At 72.2% G+C, this 22,859-nt stretch carries 19 protein-coding genes; 10 read left to right on the forward strand and 9 right to left on the reverse strand.

What is annotated here, in order from left to right:
- Nucleotides 1–13: 13 nt before the first annotated feature.
- From DEJ50_RS30150 to DEJ50_RS35330, 6 genes are all read left to right on the forward strand, one after another.
- Nucleotides 14–790 carry an MHYT domain-containing protein gene (locus tag DEJ50_RS30150; RefSeq protein ID WP_150211222.1) on the forward strand — a complete coding sequence of 259 codons (777 nt, stop codon included), beginning with the start codon at nt 14–16 and terminating at the stop codon, nt 788–790.
- 71 nt (nt 791–861) lie between these two features.
- Complete coding sequence (locus tag DEJ50_RS30155) at nt 862–3,540, forward strand: nitrate- and nitrite sensing domain-containing protein (RefSeq protein ID WP_150211223.1); 2,679 nt, start codon at nt 862–864, stop codon at nt 3,538–3,540.
- Nucleotides 3,537–3,983, forward strand: a complete 447-nt coding sequence (locus DEJ50_RS30160; protein WP_190344773.1) for a roadblock/LC7 domain-containing protein — start codon at nt 3,537–3,539, stop codon at nt 3,981–3,983. The genes DEJ50_RS30155 and DEJ50_RS30160 overlap by 4 nt, the downstream gene beginning before the upstream one ends.
- A 14-nt stretch (nt 3,984–3,997) precedes the next feature.
- Nucleotides 3,998–4,375, forward strand: a complete 378-nt coding sequence (locus tag DEJ50_RS30165) for a DUF742 domain-containing protein (RefSeq protein WP_150211224.1) — start codon at nt 3,998–4,000, stop codon at nt 4,373–4,375.
- The gene (locus DEJ50_RS30170; RefSeq protein WP_150211225.1) at nt 4,375–4,998 is read left to right on the forward strand and encodes a GTP-binding protein; all 624 of its coding nucleotides are present in this window, start codon (nt 4,375–4,377) and stop codon (nt 4,996–4,998) included. Before DEJ50_RS30165 ends, DEJ50_RS30170 begins: the two co-directional genes overlap by 1 nt.
- A gap of 91 nt (nt 4,999–5,089) precedes the next feature.
- Nucleotides 5,090–6,010: a hypothetical protein gene (locus DEJ50_RS35330; RefSeq protein WP_150211226.1), complete on the forward strand. Its 921-nt coding sequence runs from the start codon at nt 5,090–5,092 to the stop codon at nt 6,008–6,010.
- A gap of 40 nt (nt 6,011–6,050) precedes the next feature.
- Here the strand turns inward: DEJ50_RS35330 and DEJ50_RS30180 are convergent, their stop codons facing one another.
- Entirely contained in the window at nt 6,051–6,488 is a 438-nt protein-coding gene (locus DEJ50_RS30180) for a PPOX class F420-dependent oxidoreductase (protein WP_150211227.1), read from the reverse strand.
- 105 nt (nt 6,489–6,593) lie between these two features.
- Between DEJ50_RS30180 and DEJ50_RS30185 the strand changes: the two genes are divergently transcribed.
- The gene (locus DEJ50_RS30185; RefSeq protein ID WP_150211228.1) at nt 6,594–6,992 is read left to right on the forward strand and encodes a roadblock/LC7 domain-containing protein; all 399 of its coding nucleotides are present in this window, start codon (nt 6,594–6,596) and stop codon (nt 6,990–6,992) included.
- Between the two features lie 51 nt (nt 6,993–7,043).
- Here DEJ50_RS30185 and DEJ50_RS30190 read toward each other — a convergent pair whose 3' ends face one another.
- Complete coding sequence (locus DEJ50_RS30190) at nt 7,044–8,021, reverse strand: threo-3-hydroxy-L-aspartate ammonia-lyase (protein WP_150211229.1); 978 nt, start codon at nt 8,019–8,021, stop codon at nt 7,044–7,046.
- A gap of 139 nt (nt 8,022–8,160) precedes the next feature.
- On the opposite strand from DEJ50_RS30190, the gene DEJ50_RS30195 reads away from it, so the two are divergent.
- Nucleotides 8,161–8,961 (forward strand): DUF6397 family protein, encoded by an 801-nt coding sequence (locus DEJ50_RS30195; RefSeq protein WP_150211230.1) that lies wholly within the window; start codon nt 8,161–8,163, stop codon nt 8,959–8,961.
- Here the strand turns inward: DEJ50_RS30195 and DEJ50_RS30200 are convergent.
- From DEJ50_RS30200 to DEJ50_RS30210, 3 genes are read right to left on the reverse strand one after another with little or no spacing between them, the layout of a single operon-like run.
- Nucleotides 8,925–9,323 (reverse strand): YchJ family protein, encoded by a 399-nt coding sequence (locus DEJ50_RS30200; RefSeq protein ID WP_150211231.1) that lies wholly within the window; start codon nt 9,321–9,323, stop codon nt 8,925–8,927. The two genes, DEJ50_RS30195 and DEJ50_RS30200, sit on opposite strands and share 37 nt — an antisense overlap.
- Nucleotides 9,324–9,330: 7 nt before the next feature.
- On the reverse strand, nt 9,331–10,212 hold the full coding sequence (locus DEJ50_RS30205; RefSeq protein WP_150211232.1) for an acyl-CoA thioesterase: 882 nt from the start codon (nt 10,210–10,212) through the stop codon (nt 9,331–9,333).
- A gap of 43 nt (nt 10,213–10,255) precedes the next feature.
- Entirely contained in the window at nt 10,256–12,769 is a 2,514-nt protein-coding gene (locus DEJ50_RS30210) for a DEAD/DEAH box helicase (protein WP_150211233.1), read from the reverse strand.
- A gap of 112 nt (nt 12,770–12,881) precedes the next feature.
- Here DEJ50_RS30210 and DEJ50_RS30215 point away from each other — a divergent pair, with 112 nt between their 5' ends.
- Complete coding sequence (locus DEJ50_RS30215) at nt 12,882–13,670, forward strand: metal-dependent hydrolase (RefSeq protein WP_150211234.1); 789 nt, start codon at nt 12,882–12,884, stop codon at nt 13,668–13,670.
- Nucleotides 13,671–13,738: 68 nt separating this feature from the next.
- Here DEJ50_RS30215 and DEJ50_RS30220 read toward each other — a convergent pair whose 3' ends face one another.
- The 4 genes from DEJ50_RS30220 to DEJ50_RS30235 form a co-directional block, all read right to left on the reverse strand.
- A complete protein-coding gene (locus DEJ50_RS30220) occupies nt 13,739–15,520 on the reverse strand; it encodes an ABC transporter ATP-binding protein (RefSeq protein ID WP_150211235.1) in 1,782 nt (593 codons plus the stop codon).
- A complete protein-coding gene (locus DEJ50_RS30225) occupies nt 15,517–17,325 on the reverse strand; it encodes an ABC transporter transmembrane domain-containing protein (protein WP_150211236.1) in 1,809 nt (602 codons plus the stop codon). The genes DEJ50_RS30220 and DEJ50_RS30225 overlap by 4 nt, the downstream gene beginning before the upstream one ends.
- 115 nt (nt 17,326–17,440) lie before the next feature.
- Complete coding sequence (locus DEJ50_RS30230; protein WP_150211237.1) at nt 17,441–20,395, reverse strand: FAD-binding and (Fe-S)-binding domain-containing protein; 2,955 nt, start codon at nt 20,393–20,395, stop codon at nt 17,441–17,443.
- 28 nt (nt 20,396–20,423) lie between these two features.
- A complete protein-coding gene (locus DEJ50_RS30235; protein ID WP_150211238.1) occupies nt 20,424–20,870 on the reverse strand; it encodes a MarR family winged helix-turn-helix transcriptional regulator in 447 nt (148 codons plus the stop codon).
- A gap of 95 nt (nt 20,871–20,965) precedes the next feature.
- On the opposite strand from DEJ50_RS30235, the gene DEJ50_RS30240 reads away from it, so the two are divergent.
- Nucleotides 20,966–22,816 carry an ABC transporter ATP-binding protein gene (locus DEJ50_RS30240; RefSeq protein WP_150211239.1) on the forward strand — a complete coding sequence of 617 codons (1,851 nt, stop codon included), beginning with the start codon at nt 20,966–20,968 and terminating at the stop codon, nt 22,814–22,816.
- Nucleotides 22,817–22,859: the final 43 nt, after the last annotated feature.

Consider the following 22,859-nt stretch of genomic DNA (forward strand, 5'->3'; position numbering starts at 1 on the left):
GCGTCCGTTGGCCATGGGACACCTGGACCACGCAGCCTATGGCTGGCTGACACCCGCCCTCTCCTATGTGATGGCATCGATCGGCGCGGCCCTCGGGCTGCGCTGCACCGTCCGCGCGCTCGCCGCCACCGGACGCTCCCGCCGCAACTGGCTGATCACCGCGGCCTCCGCCATCGGCACCGGCATCTGGACCATGCACTTCGTGGCCATGCTCGGCTTCAGCGTCACCGGCACCCGGATCCACTACAACGTGCCGCTGACCATCCTCAGTCTGCTCGTCGCCATGACCGTGGTCGGCGCCGGAGTCTTCGCCGTGGGCTACGGCAAGGACCGCGGCCGGGCGCTCGTCCTCGGCGGCCTCACCACCGGCCTCGGCGTGGCCAGCATGCACTACCTGGGCATGGCAGCCCTCCGCCTGCACGGCCGCATCTCCTACGACCCGCTCACCGTGGGCATCTCCGTCGCCATCGCGGTGGTCGCCGCCACCGCAGCCCTCTGGGCCGCGCTCAACATCAAGTCCCCGCTGGCCGTCGCCGTCGCCTCCCTGGTCATGGGAGCCGCGGTGAGCAGCATGCACTACACCGGGATGATGGCCGTCGGCGTCACCGTCACGCCCTCCGACGCGGCCCTGCCCGGCGCCACCGCCATGCAGTTCATCTTCCCCCTCGCCGTCGGCCTCGGCTCCTATCTCTTCATCACCGCCGCCTTCGTCGCCCTTTCCCCGACCGCCGACGAACGCGCAGCCTCCGCCCACGCCCGCCGCCTCGGCGAAGGCGCCACCGCCCACTAGGGGCCCCGGCCCCGACTCTCCCGCAGAACCCCGTAAAACCCAGCAGAACCCGCACCCGGAACGAGGAACCCATGCGCACATCCCGCAGGAGACCGGCCGACCCGGTGCCCCGGCCGCCCGCGCCCCCGGCCCGGGGCCGCCGGGCCCACGCCGGACTGCCCGCCGAGGAGCCCGCCCCCGAGTACGACCCCGAGCCCGCCCCCGAACGACGGCAGACGGCGGGCCTCCGTACCGCCCGCAGGCCGCCCGTGTTCGCGCGGCCCCGCACCGTCCGCGCGAAGATCGTCGCCCTGCTGATGGTCCCGGTGGTCTCCCTCCTCACCCTCTGGGCCTTCGCCACCGTCAGCACCGCCCAGGACATCGCCCGGCTCAGCCGCATCCAGCGCATCGACACGGAACTCCGCATCCCGCTCGGCCGTGCCGTCGCCGAACTCCAGGCGGAACGCCGTGCGGCCGTCCGCGTCCTGGCCGACCCCGGTACGGAACCCACCGCCTCCTTCGAACAGCAGGGCCGCGACACCGACACCGCCGTCCGGCGGCTGCGCCTCGGGGGCGGCCACACCGTCGCCGACGCCGGCGACTATTCGGCCGAGACCGCCACCCGCCTGCGCGCCTTCGTCGAGGCCGCCGAAGCCCTCGGCTCCGCCCGTACCGACATCGGCGCCCGCCGGGCCACCCCAATCACGGCCTACGAGACCTACACCCGGGTCATCGAAGCCGCGCTCACCGCCGGCGGCGCCCTCACCGGAATCCCCGGCGCAGACCTCGGCGCCGACGGCCGCGTCCTCCTCGAATTCGCCCGGGCCGGCGAACTCCTGGCCCGGGAGGACGCCCTGCTCGCCACCCCCGGCCAGCGCACCGCTGAAACGCTTCGCCATCTGACCGGCACCGTCGAAACCCGCCGCGCCCTCACCGAAGCCGTCGCCCGCGACCTGCCTGCCGCCGAAGCGGCATCCTGGCGGACCACCGTCACCGGCGCCGGCTACGCCGACCTCACCGCGGCCGAGGACCGTGCGCTCGCCGCCGGTACCGGACGCGATGCCCAGGGTGCCCCGGCCGGCTGGGAACCGGCCTACACCGCCGTCGCCCAGGCCATGGCAGACCTGACAACCGCCGCCCACGACCACGCCGCCGACCGCGCCGACCCCTTCGCCGAGGGCGCCCTCAGCCCGGCCGGGGCCGCCGTCCTGCTCGGCCTCGCGGCCGTCGCCGCCTCCCTCGTCATCTCCGTACGGATCGGCCGGGCCCTGGTCATCGAGCTCGTGTCACTGCGCAACGGCGCCCTGGAGATCGCCCACCGCAAACTCCCGCACGCCATGGAACGCCTCCGGGCCGGCGAGGACATCGACGTCCTCGCCGAAACCCCGGCCCCGGCCCCCGCAGAGGACGAGATCGCCCAGGTCGGCGAGGCGCTCTCCACCGTGCACCGGGCCGCCCTCTCCGCTGCCGTCGAACGCGCCGAACTCGCCAGCGGGATCTCCGGGGTGTTCGTCAACCTCGCCCGCCGCAGCCAGGTCCTCGTCCACCGCCAGCTCACCCTGCTCGACTCCATGGAACGCCGCGCCGACGACCCCGGCGAACTCGGCGACCTCTTCCGGCTCGACCACCTCACCACCCGCATGCGCCGCCACGCGGAAAGCCTGATCATCCTGTCCGGGGCCGCCCCCGGCCGCGCCTGGCGGATGCCGGTCCCGCTCACCACCGTCGTCCGTGCCGCCGTCTCCGAGATCGAGGACTACCCGCGCGTCGAGGTCAGCCGGCTCGCCGAAGCGGCCGTCGTCGGTGCCGCCGTCGCCGACCTCACCCACCTGCTCGCCGAACTCATCGAGAACGCCACCCAGTTCTCCCCGCCCCACACCAAAGTCCGGGTCACCGGCGAGCCGGTGGGCACCGGATACGCCCTCGAAGTGGAGGACCGCGGACTGGGCATGGGCCGCGACACCCTCGCCGACGCCAACCGCCGCATCGAACAGTCCGAGGCGCTCGACCTCTTCGACAGCGACCGGCTCGGTCTGTTCGTGGTCAGCCGGCTCGCCGCCCGCCACGCCATCCGGGTCCACCTGCGCACCTCGCCGTACGGGGGCACCACCGCCGTGGTGCTGTTGCCCAACTCCCTGCTCCAGGCCGCCCTCCCGGCAGGCCGGCCCGCGCCGGAAGCCGCCGCTTCGGAACCGGAACCGGAACTGGAACCGGAACTGGCCGTCCTGGAACGGGCCGCCCGGTCCGGCGTACCGGAATCCGTCCGCGGTGCCACGCCGCCCCTGCCGCCGCCACGCGCGATACGGGAACCCGTACGCGCCGCCGGCCCGCCCCGGCCCCGACCGGAACCAGCAGTTGAACCGGAACCCGAGGGTGAACCCGGCCCCGGGCCGGCCGCGGGCCCGGCACCGGAGCGGTCGCCCGCACTCCGGCCCGCGGGCGGCGCCCCGGTGACCACCCTCCGGTTGCGCGGTCCCGCCGGCCCGGCCTCCCCCCGTACCGGACCCACCGCCAGGACCACCGCCCCCGCCACCCCCCTCGCCGAGGTCACCGAACTGCCCCGGCGGGTCCGGCAGGCCAGCCTCGTCCCCCAGCTGCGCGAGGTCCCCGACCGGTCCGCCGCCCCGGCCGGCCCCCGTACCCCGCAGGACCCGCCCGGCCGCAGCCCCGAAGAGGTCCGCGACCGGATGACGGCCTACCGGGCGGGCTGGACCCGCGGCACCGAGGACGCCACGACGCACGCACACAGCAGCGAAGGAGAACAGCCGTGATCGAACACCGCAGGATCGACCTCGAAGGCACCACCCGCCGCGGGGGCGAACTGGACTGGCTGCTGGACGACCTGGTCCACCGGGTCCGCGAGGTCCGGCACGCCGTCGTCCTGTCCAACGACGGCCTGGCCGTCGGATCCTCCAGCGCGCTCAGCCGCGAGGACGCAGAACACCTGGCCGCCGTCGCCTCCGGGTTCCACAGCCTCGCCAAGGGCGCCGGACGGCACTTCCACGCCGGGGGCGTCCGCCAGACCATGGTCGAGATGGACGAGGGCTTCCTGTTCGTCGCCGCGGCGGGCGACGGCTCCTGCCTCGCCGTGCTCAGCTCGGCATCGGCCGACATCGGGCTGATCGCCTATGAGATGGCGCGCCTGGTCAAACGGGTCGGCGAGCACCTGTACACCCCGCCGCGGTTCGCGGCGCACCCCCCGACCGCGGGCTGAGGACGGACCGGAACATGAACGGCCAGTGGTACGACGCCGACGCGGGCCCGCTCGTCCGTCCGTACGCCGTGACCGGCGGGCGCACCAAACCCGGACCCCACGGGGTCCGGTTCGACCTGATCGCACTGGTCGCCGTCGACCCCGGCGGCGCCGGCTCCGACGAGTCGCTGCTCGGCCCCGAACACCGGGCTCTGCTCGGCCTCTGCCGTGCCGAAACCCAGTCGGTCGCCGAACTCGCCGCCGACGCCGACCTGCCCGTCGGTGTCGTCCGCGTACTGCTCGGCGACCTGCTCGAAGCCGGTCACGTCCGGGTCAGTCGCCCCGTACCGCCGGCCCAGCTGCCGGACGAGCGGATTCTCCGTGAAGTCATCGAGGGATTGCGAGCACTGTGATGGCACCCGAACCCCCCGGGACGGGCGACGGCGAACTGGCCGCCCTCGCCCTGAAGATCCTGGTGGCCGGCGGATTCGGCGTCGGCAAGACCACCCTCGTCGGCGCGGTCAGCGAGATCAGGCCGCTGCGCACCGAGGAACTGCTCAGTGAGGCGGGCGAACTGGTCGATGACACCGGCGGCGTGGACCACAAGACCACCACGACGGTCGCCATGGACTTCGGCCGCATCACCATCCGCTCCGGCCTGTCCCTCTACCTGTTCGGCACCCCGGGCCAGGACCGTTTCTGGTTCCTCTGGGACGAACTCTCCCAGGGCGCCCTGGGAGCGGTGGTCCTCGCCGACACCCGACGGCTGGAGGACTGCTTCCCGGCCGTCGACTACTTCGAACACCGGCGCATCCCCTTCGTGGTCGCCGTCAACTGCTTCCCCGGGGCCCGCGGCTACGGTGCCCACGAGGTGTCCCGCGCGCTCGACCTCGACCAGGGAACCCCGGTGGTCCTGTGCGATGCCCGGGACAAGGACTCCGGCAAGGAGGTGCTGATCCGCCTGGTCGAATACGCGGGCCGCGTCCACACGGCCCGCCTCCTCGACTCCGTCGCCCCGCAGACCGACCCTGCTTAGGGGGTACGGCGGCGCGGGGACGGCGGATCGGGGATGGCGAACCCGCCCCGGGACCCGGGGCGTTGTCGGAGACGGGCCGTAGTCTTCGGTCATGGACCACGTCACCCTCTTCCTCGTGGCGCTGCCCGTCACGGTGGCCGTGTACGGGGCGCTGGGTGCCCTGCACCTGCGGCGCCTGCGCAGCCGGCGCCGGGTCGAAGCGGAGCTCGCGGCCCGTGGCGTCGACCCGTACTACGCGGCGGGCGAGACCGGCGAGGTGGCGCCGGCCGCGGCGGCCGAGCTGCTGCTCGCCGGGCTGTTGGAGATCGACAACCACTGCGTGCTCCGCCTCACGGAGGCGGGCGTCGCAGCCGCAGCCGCTGCCGGTGGCAGTGGTGGTGGCGGTGGAGCGGACGGGGTGGTGGCCGGACACCCGGTGCCCGCCGCCCTTCTGGAGGCCGTGCGGCGGCGGCACCCCAAACCCGTCCCGCTCGGCCGGATCGTGCAGCGCGACGCGGAATTCGGCGAGCGAATACGCGCCTTCCGGGCGGAGCAGGAGGCGCAGCTGCCGCCCCGGCCCGGCAGGAGCGGGGGCGGGGGCGGTTCGGGCTGCCTCAACTGCCTGGGCGTCCTGCTGATCGGTGCTCTGATCGGCTTCGTGGCCTTCATGGTGCCGGCCGTGCTGAGCTCGGTACCCGAGGGCGGCACCGAATGGGCGGCTGCGACGGGCACCGCCCTGGCGATCGCGCTGATCGGATCCGCGCAAACGGTCTGGGAGCGGCTGCCGTTTCCCTCCGATCCCGACCCGGTGGGTGCGTACTGCCGCCTGCAGCAACGGCACCCCGCGCTCACCGCCCTGGACGAGCGGAGCCACCGGCGCCTGGATCGGAGCCTGTTCCTGGGCCGCCGCCTGCCCCGCAGTCCGGCGCCCCGCCGACCGGGGCAGCCGTGGCCGGTCCGCCTGCGCTCCCGCCTCCGTTCCCGCCTGCGCCGCTCGAACCGGCCCCGATCGCCCCGGTCACAGCACCGGTAGTGCGGTGTCATGTGGTGTCCGGTGGTGCGTGCCCGGGCGCCTACTCGGCCACCCCAGACTCGGAGACCACCTTCTCGATGCGGACCCGGACCAGCAGTTCACCCGGAACCGCATTGCGGCGCCCATACGCCTCCGCCTGCTCCGCCCCCATGTACCGGCCGGCGATCCGGCTCGCCCACCGCAGCATCTCCTCCGGGTCGGCGTCATGGTCGCGGATCTCCGCGTGGCCCTGCAGCACGACGTACGAGAACGGCGGCCGGTCGTCGTCCACGCACAGGGCGACCCTGCCGTCCCGGATCAGATTCCGGCCCTTCACCGTCTCCTTCCCCGTGGTGAACAGGAAGGAATCACCGTCCAGGACGAACCACACCGGCGCGGTGTGCGGGCTGCCGTCCGCCCGGACCGTCGCCAGCTTGCCGGTCCGGGTGGAGTGCGAGACGAACCCCCGCCATTCCTCTTCAGTCATCTTCTTCGCCATGAGGACATCCTCCTTGCCGGAAAGCCCCTGGTGGGGAAGGCTGGCGGAACGACGGCGCGGGACGACGCGGGGCGGGAACACCGCGTGAACGGGGAGGGGACTCATATGGCACTGGACAAGCAGCTCGACTGGCTGCTGGACGACCTGACACGCAGGGTCCAGCAGGTCCGGCACGCGGTCGTGCTCTCCAACGACGGGCTGGTCACCGGCGCGAGCGCCGGTCTGGCCCGGGAGGACGCGGAGCACCTGGCCGCCGTTTCGGCCGGCCTGCAGAGCCTGGCGAAGGGCTCGGGACGGCACTTCCGGGCCGGTGAGGTCCGGCAGACCATGGTCGAGTACGACGAGGGCGTGCTCTTCGTCATGGGCGCCGGCGCCGGCAGCTGCCTGTGCGTCCTCAGCGCCGCCGAATCCGACATCGGCCAGGTCGCGTACGAGATGACCCTGCTGGTGAACCGGGTCGGGGAACACCTGGGAGTCGCGGAGCGGCGCACCACCGGCGGCTGAGCGGAGCCCGAAGGCGCGGCTCAGGCCGGTTCAGGCGCGGCTCAGGGCGGTTCAGGGTGCGGTCGGGGCGGCGAGGAGTTCGGCGAACCGGGCCGGATCGATGTTGCCGCCGCTGACCAGGACGCCCACGCGGCGGCCGTGCAGCGCCTCCGCATGGGTGCGCAGCGCGGCCAGCCCCAGACAGCCGGTGGGCTCCACGATCAGCTTCATGTACATGGCGAACATCCGCATGGCCTCCACCAGTCCTGCGTCCTCGGCCGTGACGACCTCCGGCGCCGCGGCCCGCAGGATCCTGAAGTTCAGTGCGCCGATGTGGGTGACCTGGGCGCCGTCCGCGATGGTGTGCGGCGTCGGGATGTGCACGATCCGGCCCTCGCGCAGGGACTGCTGGGCGTCGTTGCCCGCCGCCGGTTCCACGCCGTACAGCCGGCAGCCGGGAGCCAGCGCGCCCGCCGCGAGCACGGTGCCGGAGAGCAGGCCCCCGCCGCCCAGCGGTACGAACAGCGCGTCCAGCGGGCCCGTTTCCTCGAAGAGCTCCATGGCCGCGGTGCCCTGCCCGGCCACCACGTCGGGGTGGTCGTACGGCGGCACCAGGGTCAGGCCGTGCCGCTCCACCAGCGCTGCTCCGATGGCCTCCCGGTCCTCGCCGTACCGGTCGTACGTCACCACCCGGCCGCCGTACCCCTGGGTGGCGGCCACCTTCACGGCCGGGGCGTCCCGCGGCATCACGATCGTCGCCGGAATGCCGAGGATGCGGGCGGAGAGCGCGACCGCCTGCGCGTGGTTGCCGGAGGAGTAGGCGACCACGCCCGCGCGGCGCTGCTCCGGAGTGAAGCGCGACAGGGCGTTGAAGGCCCCGCGGAACTTGAACGCCCCCATGCGCTGCAGGTTCTCGCACTTGAACAGCACCTGGACGCCCAGCTCCCGGTCGATCATCCGGGATCGCAGGACCGGTGTGCGGTGGGCATGGCCGGAGATCCGGGCGGCGGCTTCGGAGACGTCCTCGAAGGTGGGCAGGGGGGTCGTCATGAGCGCCAGGATAGGCATCCCCGTCGACAGCCCCGGTTATCCACAGGGCTCGCGGGGTGTTGTCGCAGCGGGTTACGTTCTTCACGCAGAGTAATCGACGTCATCGATGGCGTGGAGTGCGGCAAGGGGGAGGACCGGCATGCGGACGAGTGAGGACACCATGGTGGGCGGCGCCCGGGCGGCGGGCGAACTGGGTTTGAGGCGGGGTGAGTTCGCCTGGGCGGTGCAGCTCGGAATCGTCCGGGCCGGACCGTCCGGACCGCCCGGACTCTCCGGACCGCCCGGTCAGGCCAGGACGACCCGGTTCGCCCGGAAGGAGCTCGACCGGATCAGGTCGGGGCAGGGATTCCCGGAGTCCCTGCGGGAGCAGATCAGAACGCTGACGGCGGCCGGCGCGGCCGAACTGCTCGCTGTCAGCCCCGGCCGGTTCACCCGGCTCGCGCGCTGCGGCCATGTGACACCGGTCGGCTATCGGATCAACCGCTACCGGGCCGTGGTGTGGCTCTACCTCGCCGCGGACCTCAAGGAGTTCGCCGCTCGCCGGCCCGACCTGCTGAGCGGTGCCGCCCCCGACGAGGACCGGGAGCGGCTGGCCGCCCGGGAGGACCAGAGGCCGCGCCGGTGGCGGGGCCGGCATGTCGGGCTGTTGCTGAGACGAACCGCCGATCCCTGGGAGCGCGCGGCGGTGCTCGCGTCCGTCCTCCCCGGTGAGCAGCTGGACGAAGCCGTGCCCGATCCGGCAGAGCGGACCCGGCTCGCCGGGCTCGCGCCGCCACCGCCGTACGGGCATCCGCACCACCCGGCCGCCGTCGCCGTGGCGAACCGCCTGCTGCACGCGGAACAGGAGGAAGAGATCCTCTGGTACCGGACCAGCCTCGACTTCGCCCTCACCGGGGCGCGTGCTCAGTCGAAGACGACGGGGGAGAGGGGGCCGACATAGACCCAGGCACCGCCCTCCCGGGCAAAGCTGCTGTGTTCGTGCAGCGAACCGGCATGCCGGCCCTCCCGGTAGTGCGCCCGGAACTCCACCGCGCCCTCTGTCTCGAACATCCCGCCGCGCTCGGTCCCCAGAATCTCCAGCCGCTCCCAGCGCTGCCCGGGATCCAGGTCCAGCACGGCCGGCCGGGTGGAGGAATGCCAGGACCGCAGCAGGTAGGCGGTGTCCCCGACGGCGAAGGCGCTGAACCGGGAACGCATCAACAGCTCGGCGGTGGGCGCCTGCTGGGCTCCGGAGTGGAAACGGCCGCAGCAGTCCGGGTAGGCGGCGGGCAGCCCACAGGGGCAGGGGAGCGGGGTGGGCACGGCGGGATCAGCCCTTCGGGGAGGCGTACGGACGGAACAGGCCCTCCTGGACCACAGACACCAGCAGCCGGCCCTCGAGGTCGTAGATCCGGCCGCGGGCCAGGCCACGGCCGCCATGGGCGACGGGCGACTCCTGGTCGTACAGGAACCACTCGTCGGCCCGGAAGGGCCGGTGGAACCACATGGCGTGATCGAGGCTCGCCATGTCGAACCCGCGGACCCCCCACAGCGGTTCCACGGGGATGCGCACGGCATCGAGGAGGGTCATGTCACTGGCATAGGTGAGGGCACAGGTGTGCACCAGCGGGTCGTCGCCCAGCGGGCCGACCGCGCGCATCCACACCGCGCTGCGCGGATCGGCGTCCTTGAGCTCCTCGGGAGTCCAGCGCAACCGGTCCACATAGCGGATGTCGAACGGCTGGCGGCGCGCCATCCGCTCCAGTGCCTCGGGCAGCGCGCCCAGGTGCTCGCGGATCTCGTCCGCGACCTTGGGGAGCGTCTCCGGGCGCGGAAAGTCCAGACGAGGAGGCAGCTGGTGCTCGATGCTGCCCTCCTCCGGCTGATGGAAGGAGGCGGTGAGATTGAAGATCGTACGGCCCTGCTGGACCGCGGTGACCCGGCGCGTGGTGAAGGAACGCCCGTCCCGGACCCGCTCCACCTGGTACACGATGGGCACCCCGGGAATGCCGGGGCGCAGGAAGTACGCGTGCAGCGAGTGCACCGGCCGGTCGCCCTCGGTGGTGCGGCCCGCCGCCACCAGGGCCTGGCCGGCCACCTGGCCGCCGAACACCCGCTGCAGCGACTCCTGCGGGCTGAGACCGCGGAAGATGTTGACCTCGATCTGCTCCAGGTCGAGCAGATCGACGAGTCTCTCGGCGGGGTTCGTCATCAGAGCATCTCCACTGCTGTCGGTTGCGGCGGTCCGGGGGCGGTCAGAGCTGGCCGACCGAGGTGACCCGGACCACTGCCCGGCCCTCCTCGTCGGAGGCCGCGAGATCGACCTCGGCACTGATGCCCCAGTCATGATCCCCGTTCGGGTCGGCGAACGTCTGCCGAACCCGCCACAGACCGTGCGCCGGATCCTCCTCGATCATCAGCAGCTTCGGGCCGCGGGCGTCCGGACCGGTGCCCAGATCCTCGTACTCGTCCCAGTAGGCGTCCATCGCCTCGCCCCAGGCGTCGGCGTCCCAGCCGGATTCCCCGTCCAGCTCGCCGAGCTCCTCGACGTGGTCCAGCGCCGCCAGCTCCACCCGCCGGAACATGGCGTTGCGGACCAGCACCCGGAAGGCGCGCGCATTCGCGGTGACGGGCTTGACCTGGTCGGCCTTCTCCTGCGCCTGCTCCGCCGTCTCGATCTCCGGGTTGGCCAGCTGCTCCCACTCGTCGAGCAGGCTGGAGTCCACCTGGCGCACCATCTCGCCCAGCCACTCGATCAGGTCCACCAGATCCTCGGACTTGAGGTCGTCCGGGATGGTGTGGTCCAGCGCCTTGTACGCACTCGCCAGGTAGCGCAGCACGATGCCCTCGGTGCGGGCCAGTTCGTAGAAGGAGGTGAACTCGGTGAAGGACAGCGCCCGCTCGAACATGTCCCGGATGATCGACTTCGGCGAGACCGGGTGGTCTCCGACCCACGGGTGGCTCTTGCGGTACACGCCGTAGGCGTGCAGCAGGAGCTCCTCCAGCGGCTTGGGATAGGTGACCTCCTGCAGCCGCTCCATCCGCTCCTCGTACTCGATCCCGTCCGCCTTCATCGCGCCGACGGCCTCGCCCCGCGCCTTGTTCTGCTGGGCGGCCAGGATCTGGCGAGGGTCGTCGAGGGTGGACTCGACCACGGACACCATGTCCAGCGCGTAGGAAGGCGACTCGGGGTCGAGCAGGTCGAAGGAGGCCAGCGCGAAGGTGGACAGCGGCTGGTTGAGGGCGAAGTCCTGCTGGAGGTCGACGGTGAGCCGGATGGTCCGGCCCTCCGCGTCCGGGGTGTCCAGCTGCTCCACCACGCCGCCGTCCAGCAGCGAGCGGTAGATGGCGATGGCCCGGCGGATGTGCCGCAGCTGGTTCTTGCGCGGCTCGTGGTTGTCCTCCAGGAGCCGGCGCATGGCCTCGAAGGCGTTGCCGGGCCGCGCGATCACCGACAGCAGCATGATGTTGGTGACCTTGAACCGGGAGGTGAGCGGCTCCGGTTCGGATCCGATGAGCTTCTCGAAGGTGGTGTCGGACCAGGCGACGAAGCCCTCGGGGGCCTTCTTGCGGACCACCTTGCGGCGCTTCTTCGGGTCGTCGCCCGCCTTCGCCAGCGCCTTCTCGTTCTCGATCACATGCTCCGGCGCCTGCGCCACCACGAAGCCCGCCGTGTCGAAGCCCGCCCGCCCGGCCCGGCCGGCGATCTGGTGGAACTCGCGGGCGCGCAGCGTCCGCACCCGGGTGCCGTCGTACTTGGTGAGCGCCGTGAACAGCACGGTGCGGATCGGGACGTTGACACCCACACCCAGGGTGTCGGTGCCGCAGATCACCTTCAGCAGCCCGGCCTGGGCCAGCTTCTCCACCAGCCGCCGGTACTTGGGCAGCATGCCCGCGTGGTGCACGCCGATCCCGTGCCGCACGTAGCGGGAGAGGTTCTTGCCGAACTTGGTGGTGAAGCGGAAATTGCCGATCAGCTCGGCGATCCGGTCCTTCTCCTCGCGCGAGCACATGTTGATGCTCATCAGCGACTGGGCCCGCTCCACCGCCTGGGCCTGGGTGAAGTGCACGATGTAGACCGGGGCCTGCTTGGTCTGCAGCAGCTCGGTGAGGGTGTCGGTGATCGGGGTGGTGACGTACTCGTAGGACAGCGGGACCGGCCGGGTCGCCGAGCGGACCACCGAGGTGGGCCAGCCGGTGCGCCGGGTCAGGTCCGCCTCGAACCGGGACACGTCGCCGAGGGTCGCCGACATCAGCACGAACTGTGCCTGGGGGAGCTCCAGCAGCGGAATCTGCCAGGCCCAGCCCCGGTCCGGCTCCGCATAGAAGTGGAACTCGTCCATCACGACCTGGCCGATGTCGGCATCCTTGCCATCGCGCAGCGCGATCGAGGCCAGCACCTCGGCGGTGCAGCAGATCACCGGGGCGTCCGCGTTGACGGAAGCGTCACCGGTCAGCATGCCGACGTTCTCGGTACCGAACAGCTTGCACAGGTCGAAGAACTTCTCCGACACCAGCGCCTTGATCGGCGCGGTGTAGAAGGTGACCTTGTCCTGGGCCAGCGCGGTGAAGTGCGCACCCGCGGCCACCAGGCTCTTTCCGGAGCCCGTCGGAGTGGAAAGGATCACATTCGCGCCGGAGACCACCTCGATCAGCGCCTCCTCCTGAGCCGGGTACAGGGCGATGCCCTGGCCCTCCGCCCACGAGGAGAAAGCCTCGAAGAGGGCATCGGGGTCGGCATTCGGCGGAAGCTGATCAATGAGGGTCACGCCCCCATCTTGCCTGGCTTCCGCCCCGAAGAGGGAACCGGCGGCCGAAAGAAGATCACCGCCGGTACTCTGGGCCGTCGACGATCAACCACAGACTGGGGCGGGAACGAGCATGATGGGTCCGGCGCACTCACTGTCCGGGGCGGCAGCCTGGCTGGGGGTGGGGGCGGCGACCGCAGCCGCGGGACACCCCATGCCCTGGCCGGTCCTGGTGGTAGGCGCACTGATCTGCGCCGGTGCAGCCCTCGCACCCGACCTCGACCACAAGTCCGCGACCATCTCGCGCGCCTTCGGACCGCTCTCCCGCGGGCTCTGCGAGGTCGTCGACAAGATCTCCTACTCCGTCTACAAGGCCACCCGCTCGCCGCGCGACGCGCGCCGGTCCGGCGGCCACCGGACGCTGACCCACACCTGGCTGTGGGCGGTCCTCATCGGAGCGGGCGCCTCGGCGCTGGCGATCAGCGCCGACCGGTGGGGAGTACTCGTCCTGCTCTTCATCCACCTGGTGCTGGCCGTCGAGGGCCTGCTGTGGCGGGCCGCCCGGATGTCCAGCGACATCCTGGTCTGGCTGCTGGGCGCCACCAGCGCGTGGATACTCGCAGGAGTCCTCGACCAGCCCGGCAACGGCTCGGACTGGCTGTTCGGCCCCGGCCAGGAGTACCTCTGGCTGGGACTGCCGATCATGCTCGGTGCCCTGGTCCACGACATCGGCGACGCCCTGACCGTCTCCGGCTGCCCGGTCCTGTGGCCCATCCCGATAGCGGGCAAGCGCTGGTACCCCGTCGGCCCGCCCAAGGGCATGCGCTTCCGGGCCGGCAGCTGGGTCGAGCTCAAGGTCCTGATGCCGGTGTTCATGCTGCTCGGCGGGGTCGGCGGCGCCTCCGCCCTCGGCTTCATCTGACCGCGAAGGGCCCGCACCCCTCCCGGGGTGCGGGCCCGCCGAAGCCCACCGGGGCCGGACCGGACGGCTCAGCCGTGCCAGGACCGCCACAGCGCCGCGTACGCGCCGTCCGCCGCCACGAGTTCGTCATGGCTGCCCAGCTCGCTGATCCGCCCGTTCTCGACCACCGCGATCACATCGGCGTCGTGCGCGGTGTGCAGCCGGTGCGCGATCGCGATGACCGTGCGCCCGTCCAGCACCCCGGCCAGCGACCGCTCCAGATGGCGGGCCGCCCGCGGATCCAGCAGCGAGGTGGCCTCGTCCAGCACCAGCGTGTGCGGATCGGCCAGCACCAGCCGGGCCAGCGCGATCTGCTGGGCCTGCGCCGGAGTCAGGGCCGTGCTCCCCGACCCCACCTCGGTGTCCAGGCCGTCCTCCAGCGCCCGGGCCCAGCCGTCGGCGTCCACCGAGCCCAGCGCCGCCCACAGCTCGGCGTCCTCGGCATCCGTCCGGGCCAGCAGCAGATTGTCCCGCAGCGTGCCCACGAACACATGGTGCTCCTGGTTCACCAGGGCCACGTGCTCGCGGACCCGCTCCGCCGGCATCTCCGACAGCCGCGCCCCGCCGAGGGTGACCTCCCCCGCCCGCGGCGCATAGATGCCCGCCAGCAGCCGGCCCAGCGTGGACTTGCCCGCGCCCGACGGCCCGACCAGCGCCATCCGGGTCCCCGGCGGCACCGACATCGACACCTGGTGCAGGACGTCCACACCCTCCCGGTAGCCGAACCGGACCTGCTCCGCCCGGACATCCCGGCCGTCCGGCAGCACCGCGGGGTCGCCCGCGTCCGGCTCGATGTCCCGGACGCCCACCAGCCGGGCCAACGACACCTGCGCGATCTGCAGCTCGTCGTACCAGCGCAGGATGATCCCGATCGGGTCGACCATCATCTGCGCCAGCAGCGCGCCCGTGGTCAGCTGACCCACCGACATCCAGCCCTGCAGCACACACCAGCCCCCGATCAGCAGCACCGACCCCAGGATCGTCACATAGGTGACGTTGATGACCGGGAACAGCACCGACCGCAGGAACAGGGTGTACCGCTCCCAGGCCGTCCACTCCTTGATCCGCTGCTCGGACAGGGCGATCCGGCGCCGGCCGAGCCGGTGCGCCTCCACCGTGCGGCCGGCGTCCACCGTCTCGGTGAGCGCCGCCGCGACCGCCGCGTACCCGGCCGCCTCCGAGCGGTACGCCGACGGCGCCCGCTTGAAGTACCAGCGGCAGCCGAACACCAGCACCGGCAGCGCCACCAGCGCGGCCAGCGCCAGCGGTGGCGCGGTCACGGTGAGCGCCCCGAAGAGCAGTCCCGCCCACACCACACCGATGGCCAGCTGGGGTACCGCCTCGCGCATCGCATTGGCCAGCCGGTCGATGTCGGTGGTGATCCGCGACAGCAGATCGCCGGTACCGGCCCGCTCCAGCACGCCCGGCGGCAGTCCCACCGACCGCACCAGGAAGTCCTCCCGCAGATCGGCCAGCATCTCCTCGCCGAGCATGGCCCCGCGCAGCCGGACCATCCGCACGAACAGCGTCTGCACGCCGAGTGCCAGCGCGAACAGCAGCCCCACCCGCCCCAGATGCAGATCGCGCGCCCCCGCCGCGAGATCGTCCACCACCCTGCCCAGCAGGTACGGGCCGACCATGGAGGAGATCACGGCGATCGCATTGACCACCACCAGCAGCACGAACGCCCGCCGGTGCCGGCGCAGCAGCCCGCTCACATAGCCGCGTACCGTCGCCCCGGTTCCCACCGGGAGGGTGGCGGCCGTCTCCGGGGCCGCCGGATCGTATTCCGGCGCTGCCACGCCGATCATGCCGACTCCTCGATCTCTGTGAGTGCTTCCGCGAGTTGGGCCAGTCGCCGTTCCTCGTCGGTCTCCCGGGTGACCACGGCCCGGTAGCGGGGTTCGTCGTGCAGCAGCTCGCGGTGCGTACCGACCGCCGCCACCGCGCCGTCGTGGACCAGCACCACCCGGTCCGCGCGGTCCAGCAGCAGCGGGGAGGAGGCCAGGACCACGGTGGTCCGGCCGGCCCGCAGGCCGGCGATCCCCTCGGCGATCCGCGCCTCCGTGTGCGAGTCGACCGCCGAGGTCGGCTCGTCCAGCACCAGCACCTCCGGGTCGGTGACCAGCGAACGCGCCAGTGCCAGCCGCTGACGCTGCCCGCCGGACAGCGACCGCCCGCGCTCGGTGATCCGGGCGTCCATCGGATCGGTCACCCCGTCCGGCGCGGACTGGAGCAGGGCGTCCAGCACGTCCCCGCACTGGGCCGCGGCCAGCGCCGATCGGGCCTCGACCGTCCGGGAGGCCGGTACGTCGAACAGCTCGCGCAGGGTCCCGGACAGCAGCACCGGGTCCTTGTCCTGCACGAGCACCAGGGTGCGCGCGGTGTCCAGGGCGAGTTCGTCCAGCGCCACCCCGCCGAGCAGCACAGAAGGCCGGTCCTCCGGCTCCTCGTCCAGGGCGGGATGCCCGCCGAGCCGCTCGGCGAGCCGGCCCGCCAGGTCCGGATCGCCGCACACCACGGCGGTGAACAGGCCGGCCGGGGCCAGCAGTCCGGTCTGCGGGTCGTACAGGTCCCCGCCGGGCTGCGGGGCCTCGACGTGCCCCGCCGGGCCGGACTCCGTCCGTACCAGCGACAGCACCCGGGCGGCCCGCTTCGCCGACGGACGGGAGAAGGAGTACGCCATGGCGATCTCCTCGAAGTGCCGGAGCGGGTACATCATCGTGGCCACCGCGCTGAACACCGCGACCAGTTCACCCACCGCGATCCGGCCGTCCAGGACCAGCGTGGCGCCGTACCAGGCCACCGTGATCAGCAGGATGCCGGGCAGCAGCACCTGGATCGCCGAGATCAGCGCCCACATGCGGGCGCTGCGGACGGCAGCCCGGCGGACCTCCTGGGAGGCCTCGCGGTAGCGGCTGAGGAAGAGCTCCTCGCCGCCGATACCGCGCAGCACCCGCAGGCCCGCCACGGTGTCCGAGGCCAGTTCGGTGGCCCGGCCGGCCTTCTCGCGCTGGATGTCGGCCCGTTTGGTGGCGAGCGGCAGCAGCGGCAGCACCGCGAGGGCCAGGGCGGGCACCCCGATGGCCACGATCACGCCGAGCGCGGGCGCGTACAGCAGCAGCCCGACGCAGATCACCACGACGGCGAAGGCGGCTGCCAGGAAACGGGACACCGCCTCCACGAACCAGCCGATCTTCTCCACGTCACCGGTGGACACGGCGACCACCTCACCGGCCGCCACCCGCCGGGTCAGGGCGGAGCCCAGTTCGGCAGTCTTGCGGGCGAGCAGCTGCTGCACCCGGGCGGCGGCGGTGATCCAGTTGGTCACGGCGGTCCGGTGCAGCATGGTGTCGCCCAGAGCGATGCCGATGCCGATCACCACGAGCAGGGCGCCCACCAGCAGCAGCCGGGTGCCGTCGCGGTGCACGACGGCCTCCACGCCCATGCCGACCGCGAACGGCAGCCCGGCGATGCCGCAGAAGTGCAGCAGGCCCCAGCACAGGCTCTTGACCTGGCCGCCGAGTTGGTTGCGCCCGAGCCACAGGAGGAAGCGGGGGCCTGAACGAGCATCCGGGACCCCGGGGTCCGGATGCGGAAGATCGCTGATCTGCATAACGCCCCATGACTCGGTGAGTGGTTCAAACCGTGCAAGGTTCGCCTTCCGGGATGCCGTGAGGCAATCGATTTTCCGTACGGCAAGGGGCATACCGGCCAGTTCCGGGGCGGTTTCAGGGGCGGGTCGCGCGTTCCAGTTCCAGCAGGACCGAGTGGTAGGAACGGCCGGTGGCCCGGTCCATGCCCACTTCGCACATCCGGTTGGCCGACAGGTGTGCGTCGAACGGCCGGGCCGTGACCTCGGCGGCCTCCCGGGCGGTGGCCGAGGCGGTCAGTTCCGGGTGCAGCATGCCCCGGTCACCTGCGAAGGCGCAGCAGCCCAGGTCCTCCGGGACCACCACCTCGTCGGCACAGGCCCCGGCGACGGCCCGGAGTTCGTCCTCGTCCCCCAGGTGGCGCATCGAACAGGTCGGGTGCAGTACCGCGCTCCCCACCGTGCGAAGAATGTCCAGATCGGGCAGCAGATGCCGGGCGGCCCACACGACCGAGTCGAGGACGGTGAGTTCGGCATGCAGGGCGCGGTTGTCCGCGGTCAGGTACGGGACGACCTCCCGGGCGATGCCCAGGGTGCAGGAGGAGGCGTCGACCACCAGCGGGAGCCGGCCGCCGGCCGTCCAGCCCCAGGCCGCTTCCACGATCCGGTTGGCCATCACCCGGGCGCCGGCCTCGTAGCCCTTGGAGTGCCAGATCGTCGCACAGCAGGTACCCGCCACATCCGGGGGGATCCATACGGGCTTTCCGGCCCGCGCCGAGACCGCGACCACCGCCTCCGGCAGCGACGGCCGCATCCGCCGGCCCGGCGCGTGCCGTCCGTCCGGTCCGCCGAAGATGCGGTTGGTACAGGCCGGGTAGTAGACCGCCGCGGCGCCCGCCCGCCGGGTCCCCGGGAGCCCGGGGGCGGCAGCGCCCGGGATCTGCGGGAGCCACTCGGGCACCAGGTCGGGGCGTACGGCCCTGCGCGCGGCCCCGGTCACGGCCCGCAGCGGCCCGTCCCCGATCCGGCCGCTGATCCGGTCTGCGGCGGCGACCGCCAGCCGGGCCGCCTTCTCGACGGCGGCGAAGTGCCGGGCGGTGAACTCTGCCGCCCGCTCCTCGCGGGGGCTGTGCCGGCGGTGCCGGAACTCCTTCATCAGCGCACCGGTGTCGATGCCGACCGGGCAGGCCTGCTTGCAGGCGGAGTCGCCCGCGCAGGTGTCCACCGCGTCATACCCGTAGGCGGCCAGCAGGCCGTCCAGTACCGGGGAGCCGGGCGGCTGCCGCATCATCTCCCGGCGCAGGACGATCCGCTGGCGCGGAGTGGTGGTCAGGTCCTTGCTGGGGCAGGCGGGTTCGCAGAACCCGCACTCGATGCAGGGGTCGCCCACCGCCTCCACCCGGGGGATGGTCTTCAGCCCGCGCAGATGCGCCTGCGGGTCGCGGTCGAGGACGATCCGCGGGGCCAGTACCCCGTCCGGGTCGATGAGCTTCTTGGTGCGCCACATCAGTTCGGTGGCCTGCGGCCCCCATTCCAGTTCGAGATAGGGGGCGATATTGCGGCCGGTGGCGTGCTCTGCCTTCAGCGAGCCGTCGAAACCCTCCACCACGAGGCAGCAGAAGGCGTCCATAAAGGCCGCGTACCGTTCGACATCGGCCGGCCGGGCGGCGTCGAAGGCCAGCAGGAAGTGCAGGTTGCCGTGGGCGGCGTGGCCGGCGACCGCGGCATCGAACCCGTACTCGGCCTGCAGTGCGAGCAGGGCCTCGCAGGCCTCGGCGAGCCGGCCGGGCGGCACCGCGAAGTCCTCGGTGATCAGGGTGGTGCCCGGGGCACGGGCGCCGCCGACGGCGGTGACAAAGGCCTTGCGGGCCTTCCAGTACCCGGCGATGGTGTGCCGGTCCCGGGTGAAGGCATTGGTGACCGAGGGAACCGGGGCCACCAGCGGCAGGCCCGCCACGATCGCGGCGGCGGCCTGCTCGCAGGAGTCCAGGGCGGCTTCGTCGGGCACCCGGAACTCCACCAGCAGGGCGGTGGTGTCCTTGGGCAGGTCCGCCCAGTCGGCGGGTACGCCCTCGACGGCCACCGAGGCGCGCAGGGTGTTGCCGTCCATCAGCTCCACGGCGAGCGCTCCGGCCTCGCCGAACTGCGGGACGGCGGCTGCCGCCAGCGGCAGGGAGGGAAAGAACAGCAGCGCGGAGCAGACCTCGCGGTCCAGCGGCAGGGTGTCGAAGACGAGCTCCGCGATGAACCCGAAGGTGCCCTCCGAGCCGACCATGAGTCCGCGCAGGATCTCGACCGGGGTGTTCCCGTCCAGATAGGCGTCCAGCCGGTACCCGTTGGTGTTCTTGATCTCGTACTTGGCGCGGATCCGGGCGACCAGTGCGGGGTCGGACTCGATCTCGGCCTTCACCGCGAGGAGGCCGCGGCACAGGGCCGGTTCGGCGCGGGCGAGCTCCTCGTCGGCCAGCGGGTCGGCGGTGTCCACCACGGTGCCGCCGGGCAGCACGAAGGTGAGGGAGGACAGGGTGCGGTAGGAGTTCCGGGTGGTCCCCGCGGTCATTCCGGACGCGTTGTTGGCGACCACCCCGCCCAGGGTGCAGGCGAGGGCGCTGGCCGGGTCGGGCCCCAGCACCCGGCCGTGCCGGGCGAGCGCGGCATTGGCCCGCAGGACCGTGGTGCCGGGCCGGATCCGGGCCCGGCGGCCGTCCTCCAGTACCTCGATGCCCGCCCAGTGGCGGCGTACGTCGACCAGGATGTCCTCGCCCTGGGCCTGCCCGTTGAGCGAGGTGCCGGCCGCGCGGAACACCACCTCGCGCTGTCTGCCGTGCGCGTAGGAGAGCACGGCGGAGATGTCGTCGATGTCCTCGGCGATCACCACGACCTGGGGCACGAAGCGGTAGGGCGAGGCGTCCGAGGCATAGCGGACCAGGTCGGAGACCTTCCACAGCACCTTCTCGGCGCCGAGCAGGCCGGTCAGTTCGCTGCGCAGCACCTCGGGGGTGCCGGCGGCCCGGTGCTCGGGCAGCCGGTCGGGGGAGGGGCCGCCGAGGGTGCTCGGGCGCAGGGCTTCCGGTCTCGGCTCCAGCAGCGGCATGGCATGCCCCCTCGGCTCGGCGCTCCGCTCAGCAGCTGCGCTCCGCCGGGACGTCCGCCAGAGCGTTCAGCAGACCGCCGAGCACCTCGCGCTGATCGGCGGTCAATGGAGCCAGGATCTCCTCTGCCGCGTCGGTCCGCGCGTTGCGCAGCTGCCGCAGCGTGGCGCGCCCGGTGTCGGTGAGCTCGATCCGGATCACCCGCCGGTTGGCCGGGTCGGGGACCCGGCGCACGCAGCCGGCCGCCTCCAGGCCGTCGACCAGCGTGGTCACCTGGCGCGGGACCACCTCGAGCCGGGCCGCGATATCGGCCATCCGGGGCGGCTGTTCCCGCTCGTCGTGGGCGACCACGCGCAGCAGGCGGCTCTGGGCGGGGGTGATGCCGATCGGCTCGATGTGGCGCTTCTGAATGCGGTGGAGCCGGCGGGTCAGACGGAGCAGCTGCTCGGCGAGGAGACGGTCGGCATCGGTGCTCATACCGGGAACCATATCAAGACCCCGTTCATTGTGAGTATAGGTAACAATGAACTATGCTCCAATGGACACAGTGACCGAGAATCCCGAGGGAGCCCATGCGCCCTGAAGAACCGAACTGGACCCCGCCCCAACGCCCGCTCGATCCCAGCCGGCCCGCCCCGGCGGAGCAGCCGCGTGAGCTCCGGCGCATCGTGCGCCTGTTCCGCCCCTACCGTGGGCGGCTCGCCGTCGTGGGGCTGCTCGTCGCAGCCTCCTCCCTGGTCGGCGTCGCCTCGCCGTTCCTGCTGAAGGAGATACTCGACACCGCGATCCCCGAAGGCCGCACCGGGCTGCTCAGCCTGCTCGCCCTCGGCATGATCCTCACCGCGGTGGTCACCGGCGTGTTCGGTGTGCTGCAGACCCTGATCTCCACCACCGTGGGCCAGCGCGTCATGCACGACCTGCGCACCGCCGTCTATGCCCGGCTGCAGCGGATGCCGCTGGCCTTCTTCACCCGCACCCGCACCGGCGAGGTGCAGTCCCGCATCGCCAACGACATCGGCGGGATGCAGGCCACCGTCACCTCCACCGCCACCTCGCTGGTCTCCAACCTGACCGCGGTGACCGCCTCCGTGGTCGCGATGCTCGCGCTCGACTGGCGGCTCACCCTCGTCTCCCTGCTCCTGCTGCCGGTGTTCGTCTGGATCAGCCGCCGGGTCGGCCGCGAGCGCAAGAAGATCACCACCCAGCGGCAGAAACAGATGGCCGCGATGGCCGCCACGGTCACCGAGTCCCTCTCGGTCAGTGGCATCCTGCTCGGCCGCACCATGGGGCGGGCCGACTCCCTGACCCGGTCCTTCGCCGAGGAGTCCGAGAAGCTCGTCGGTCTGGAGGTGCGCTCCAGCATGGCCGGGCGCTGGCGGATGTCGACCATCGGCATCGTGATGGCCGCCATGCCCGCCCTCATCTACTGGGCGGCCGGCCTGGCCCTCCAGTCAGGTGCGCCCTCTCTTTCGGTCGGCACCCTGGTCGCCTTCGTCACCCTCCAGCAGGGCCTGTTCCGGCCGGCGGTGAGCCTGCTGTCGACCGGTGTGCAGATCCAGACCTCGCTCGCGTTGTTCGCCCGCATCTTCGAATACCTCGACCTGCCGGTGGAGATCACCGAACGGGAGGACCCGGTGCGGCTCGAGCGGGCCAAGGGCGAGGTACGCCTCGAAGGAGTCGACTTCGCATACGACACCGGGCAGCCGGATGTGCGCAGCACCCTGTCCGGCCTCGACATCACCGTCCCGGCCGGCACCTCCCTCGCCGTGGTCGGCCCGACCGGCTCCGGCAAGAGCACCCTGAGCTATCTGGTGCCCCGGCTGTACGACGTCACGGGCGGGCGGGTCACCCTCGACGGGGTCGACGTCCGGGATCTCGACTTCGACTCGCTGGCCCGCTCCGTCGGAGTGGTCTCCCAGGAGACCTACCTCTTTCACGCCTCCGTCGCCGACAACCTGCGGTTCGCCAAGCCGGACGCCACCGACGAGGAGATCGCCGAGGCCGCCCGGGCGGCCCAGATCCACGACCACATCGCCTCCCTGCCCGATGGATACGACACCCTGGTCGGCGAGCGCGGGTACCGGTTCTCCGGAGGCGAGAAGCAGCGCCTGGCCATTGCGCGAACCATCCTCCGCGATCCGCCCGTGCTGATCCTCGACGAGGCCACCAGCGCCCTGGACACCCGTACCGAACACGCCGTCCAGCAGGCCATCGATGCCCTCTCGGCGGGCCGCACCACCATCACCATCGCCCACCGCCTCTCCACCGTCCGCGGCGCCGACCAGATCGTCGTCCTGGACGGGGGCCGGATCGCGGAGCGCGGTACCCATGAGGAACTGCTGGATGCCGGCGGACGGTATGCGGCCCTGATCCGGCGGGATGCCCGACCGGTCCCGCCATCCCATGAGCGTGTGATCGTATGACTGGCGCACGGGGTGGATGCCGGGAATCTGGTGTTTCGCGGGT

The sequence above is a fragment of the Streptomyces venezuelae genome (genome assembly GCF_008642295.1).
Classification (GTDB): domain Bacteria; phylum Actinomycetota; class Actinomycetes; order Streptomycetales; family Streptomycetaceae; genus Streptomyces; species Streptomyces venezuelae_C.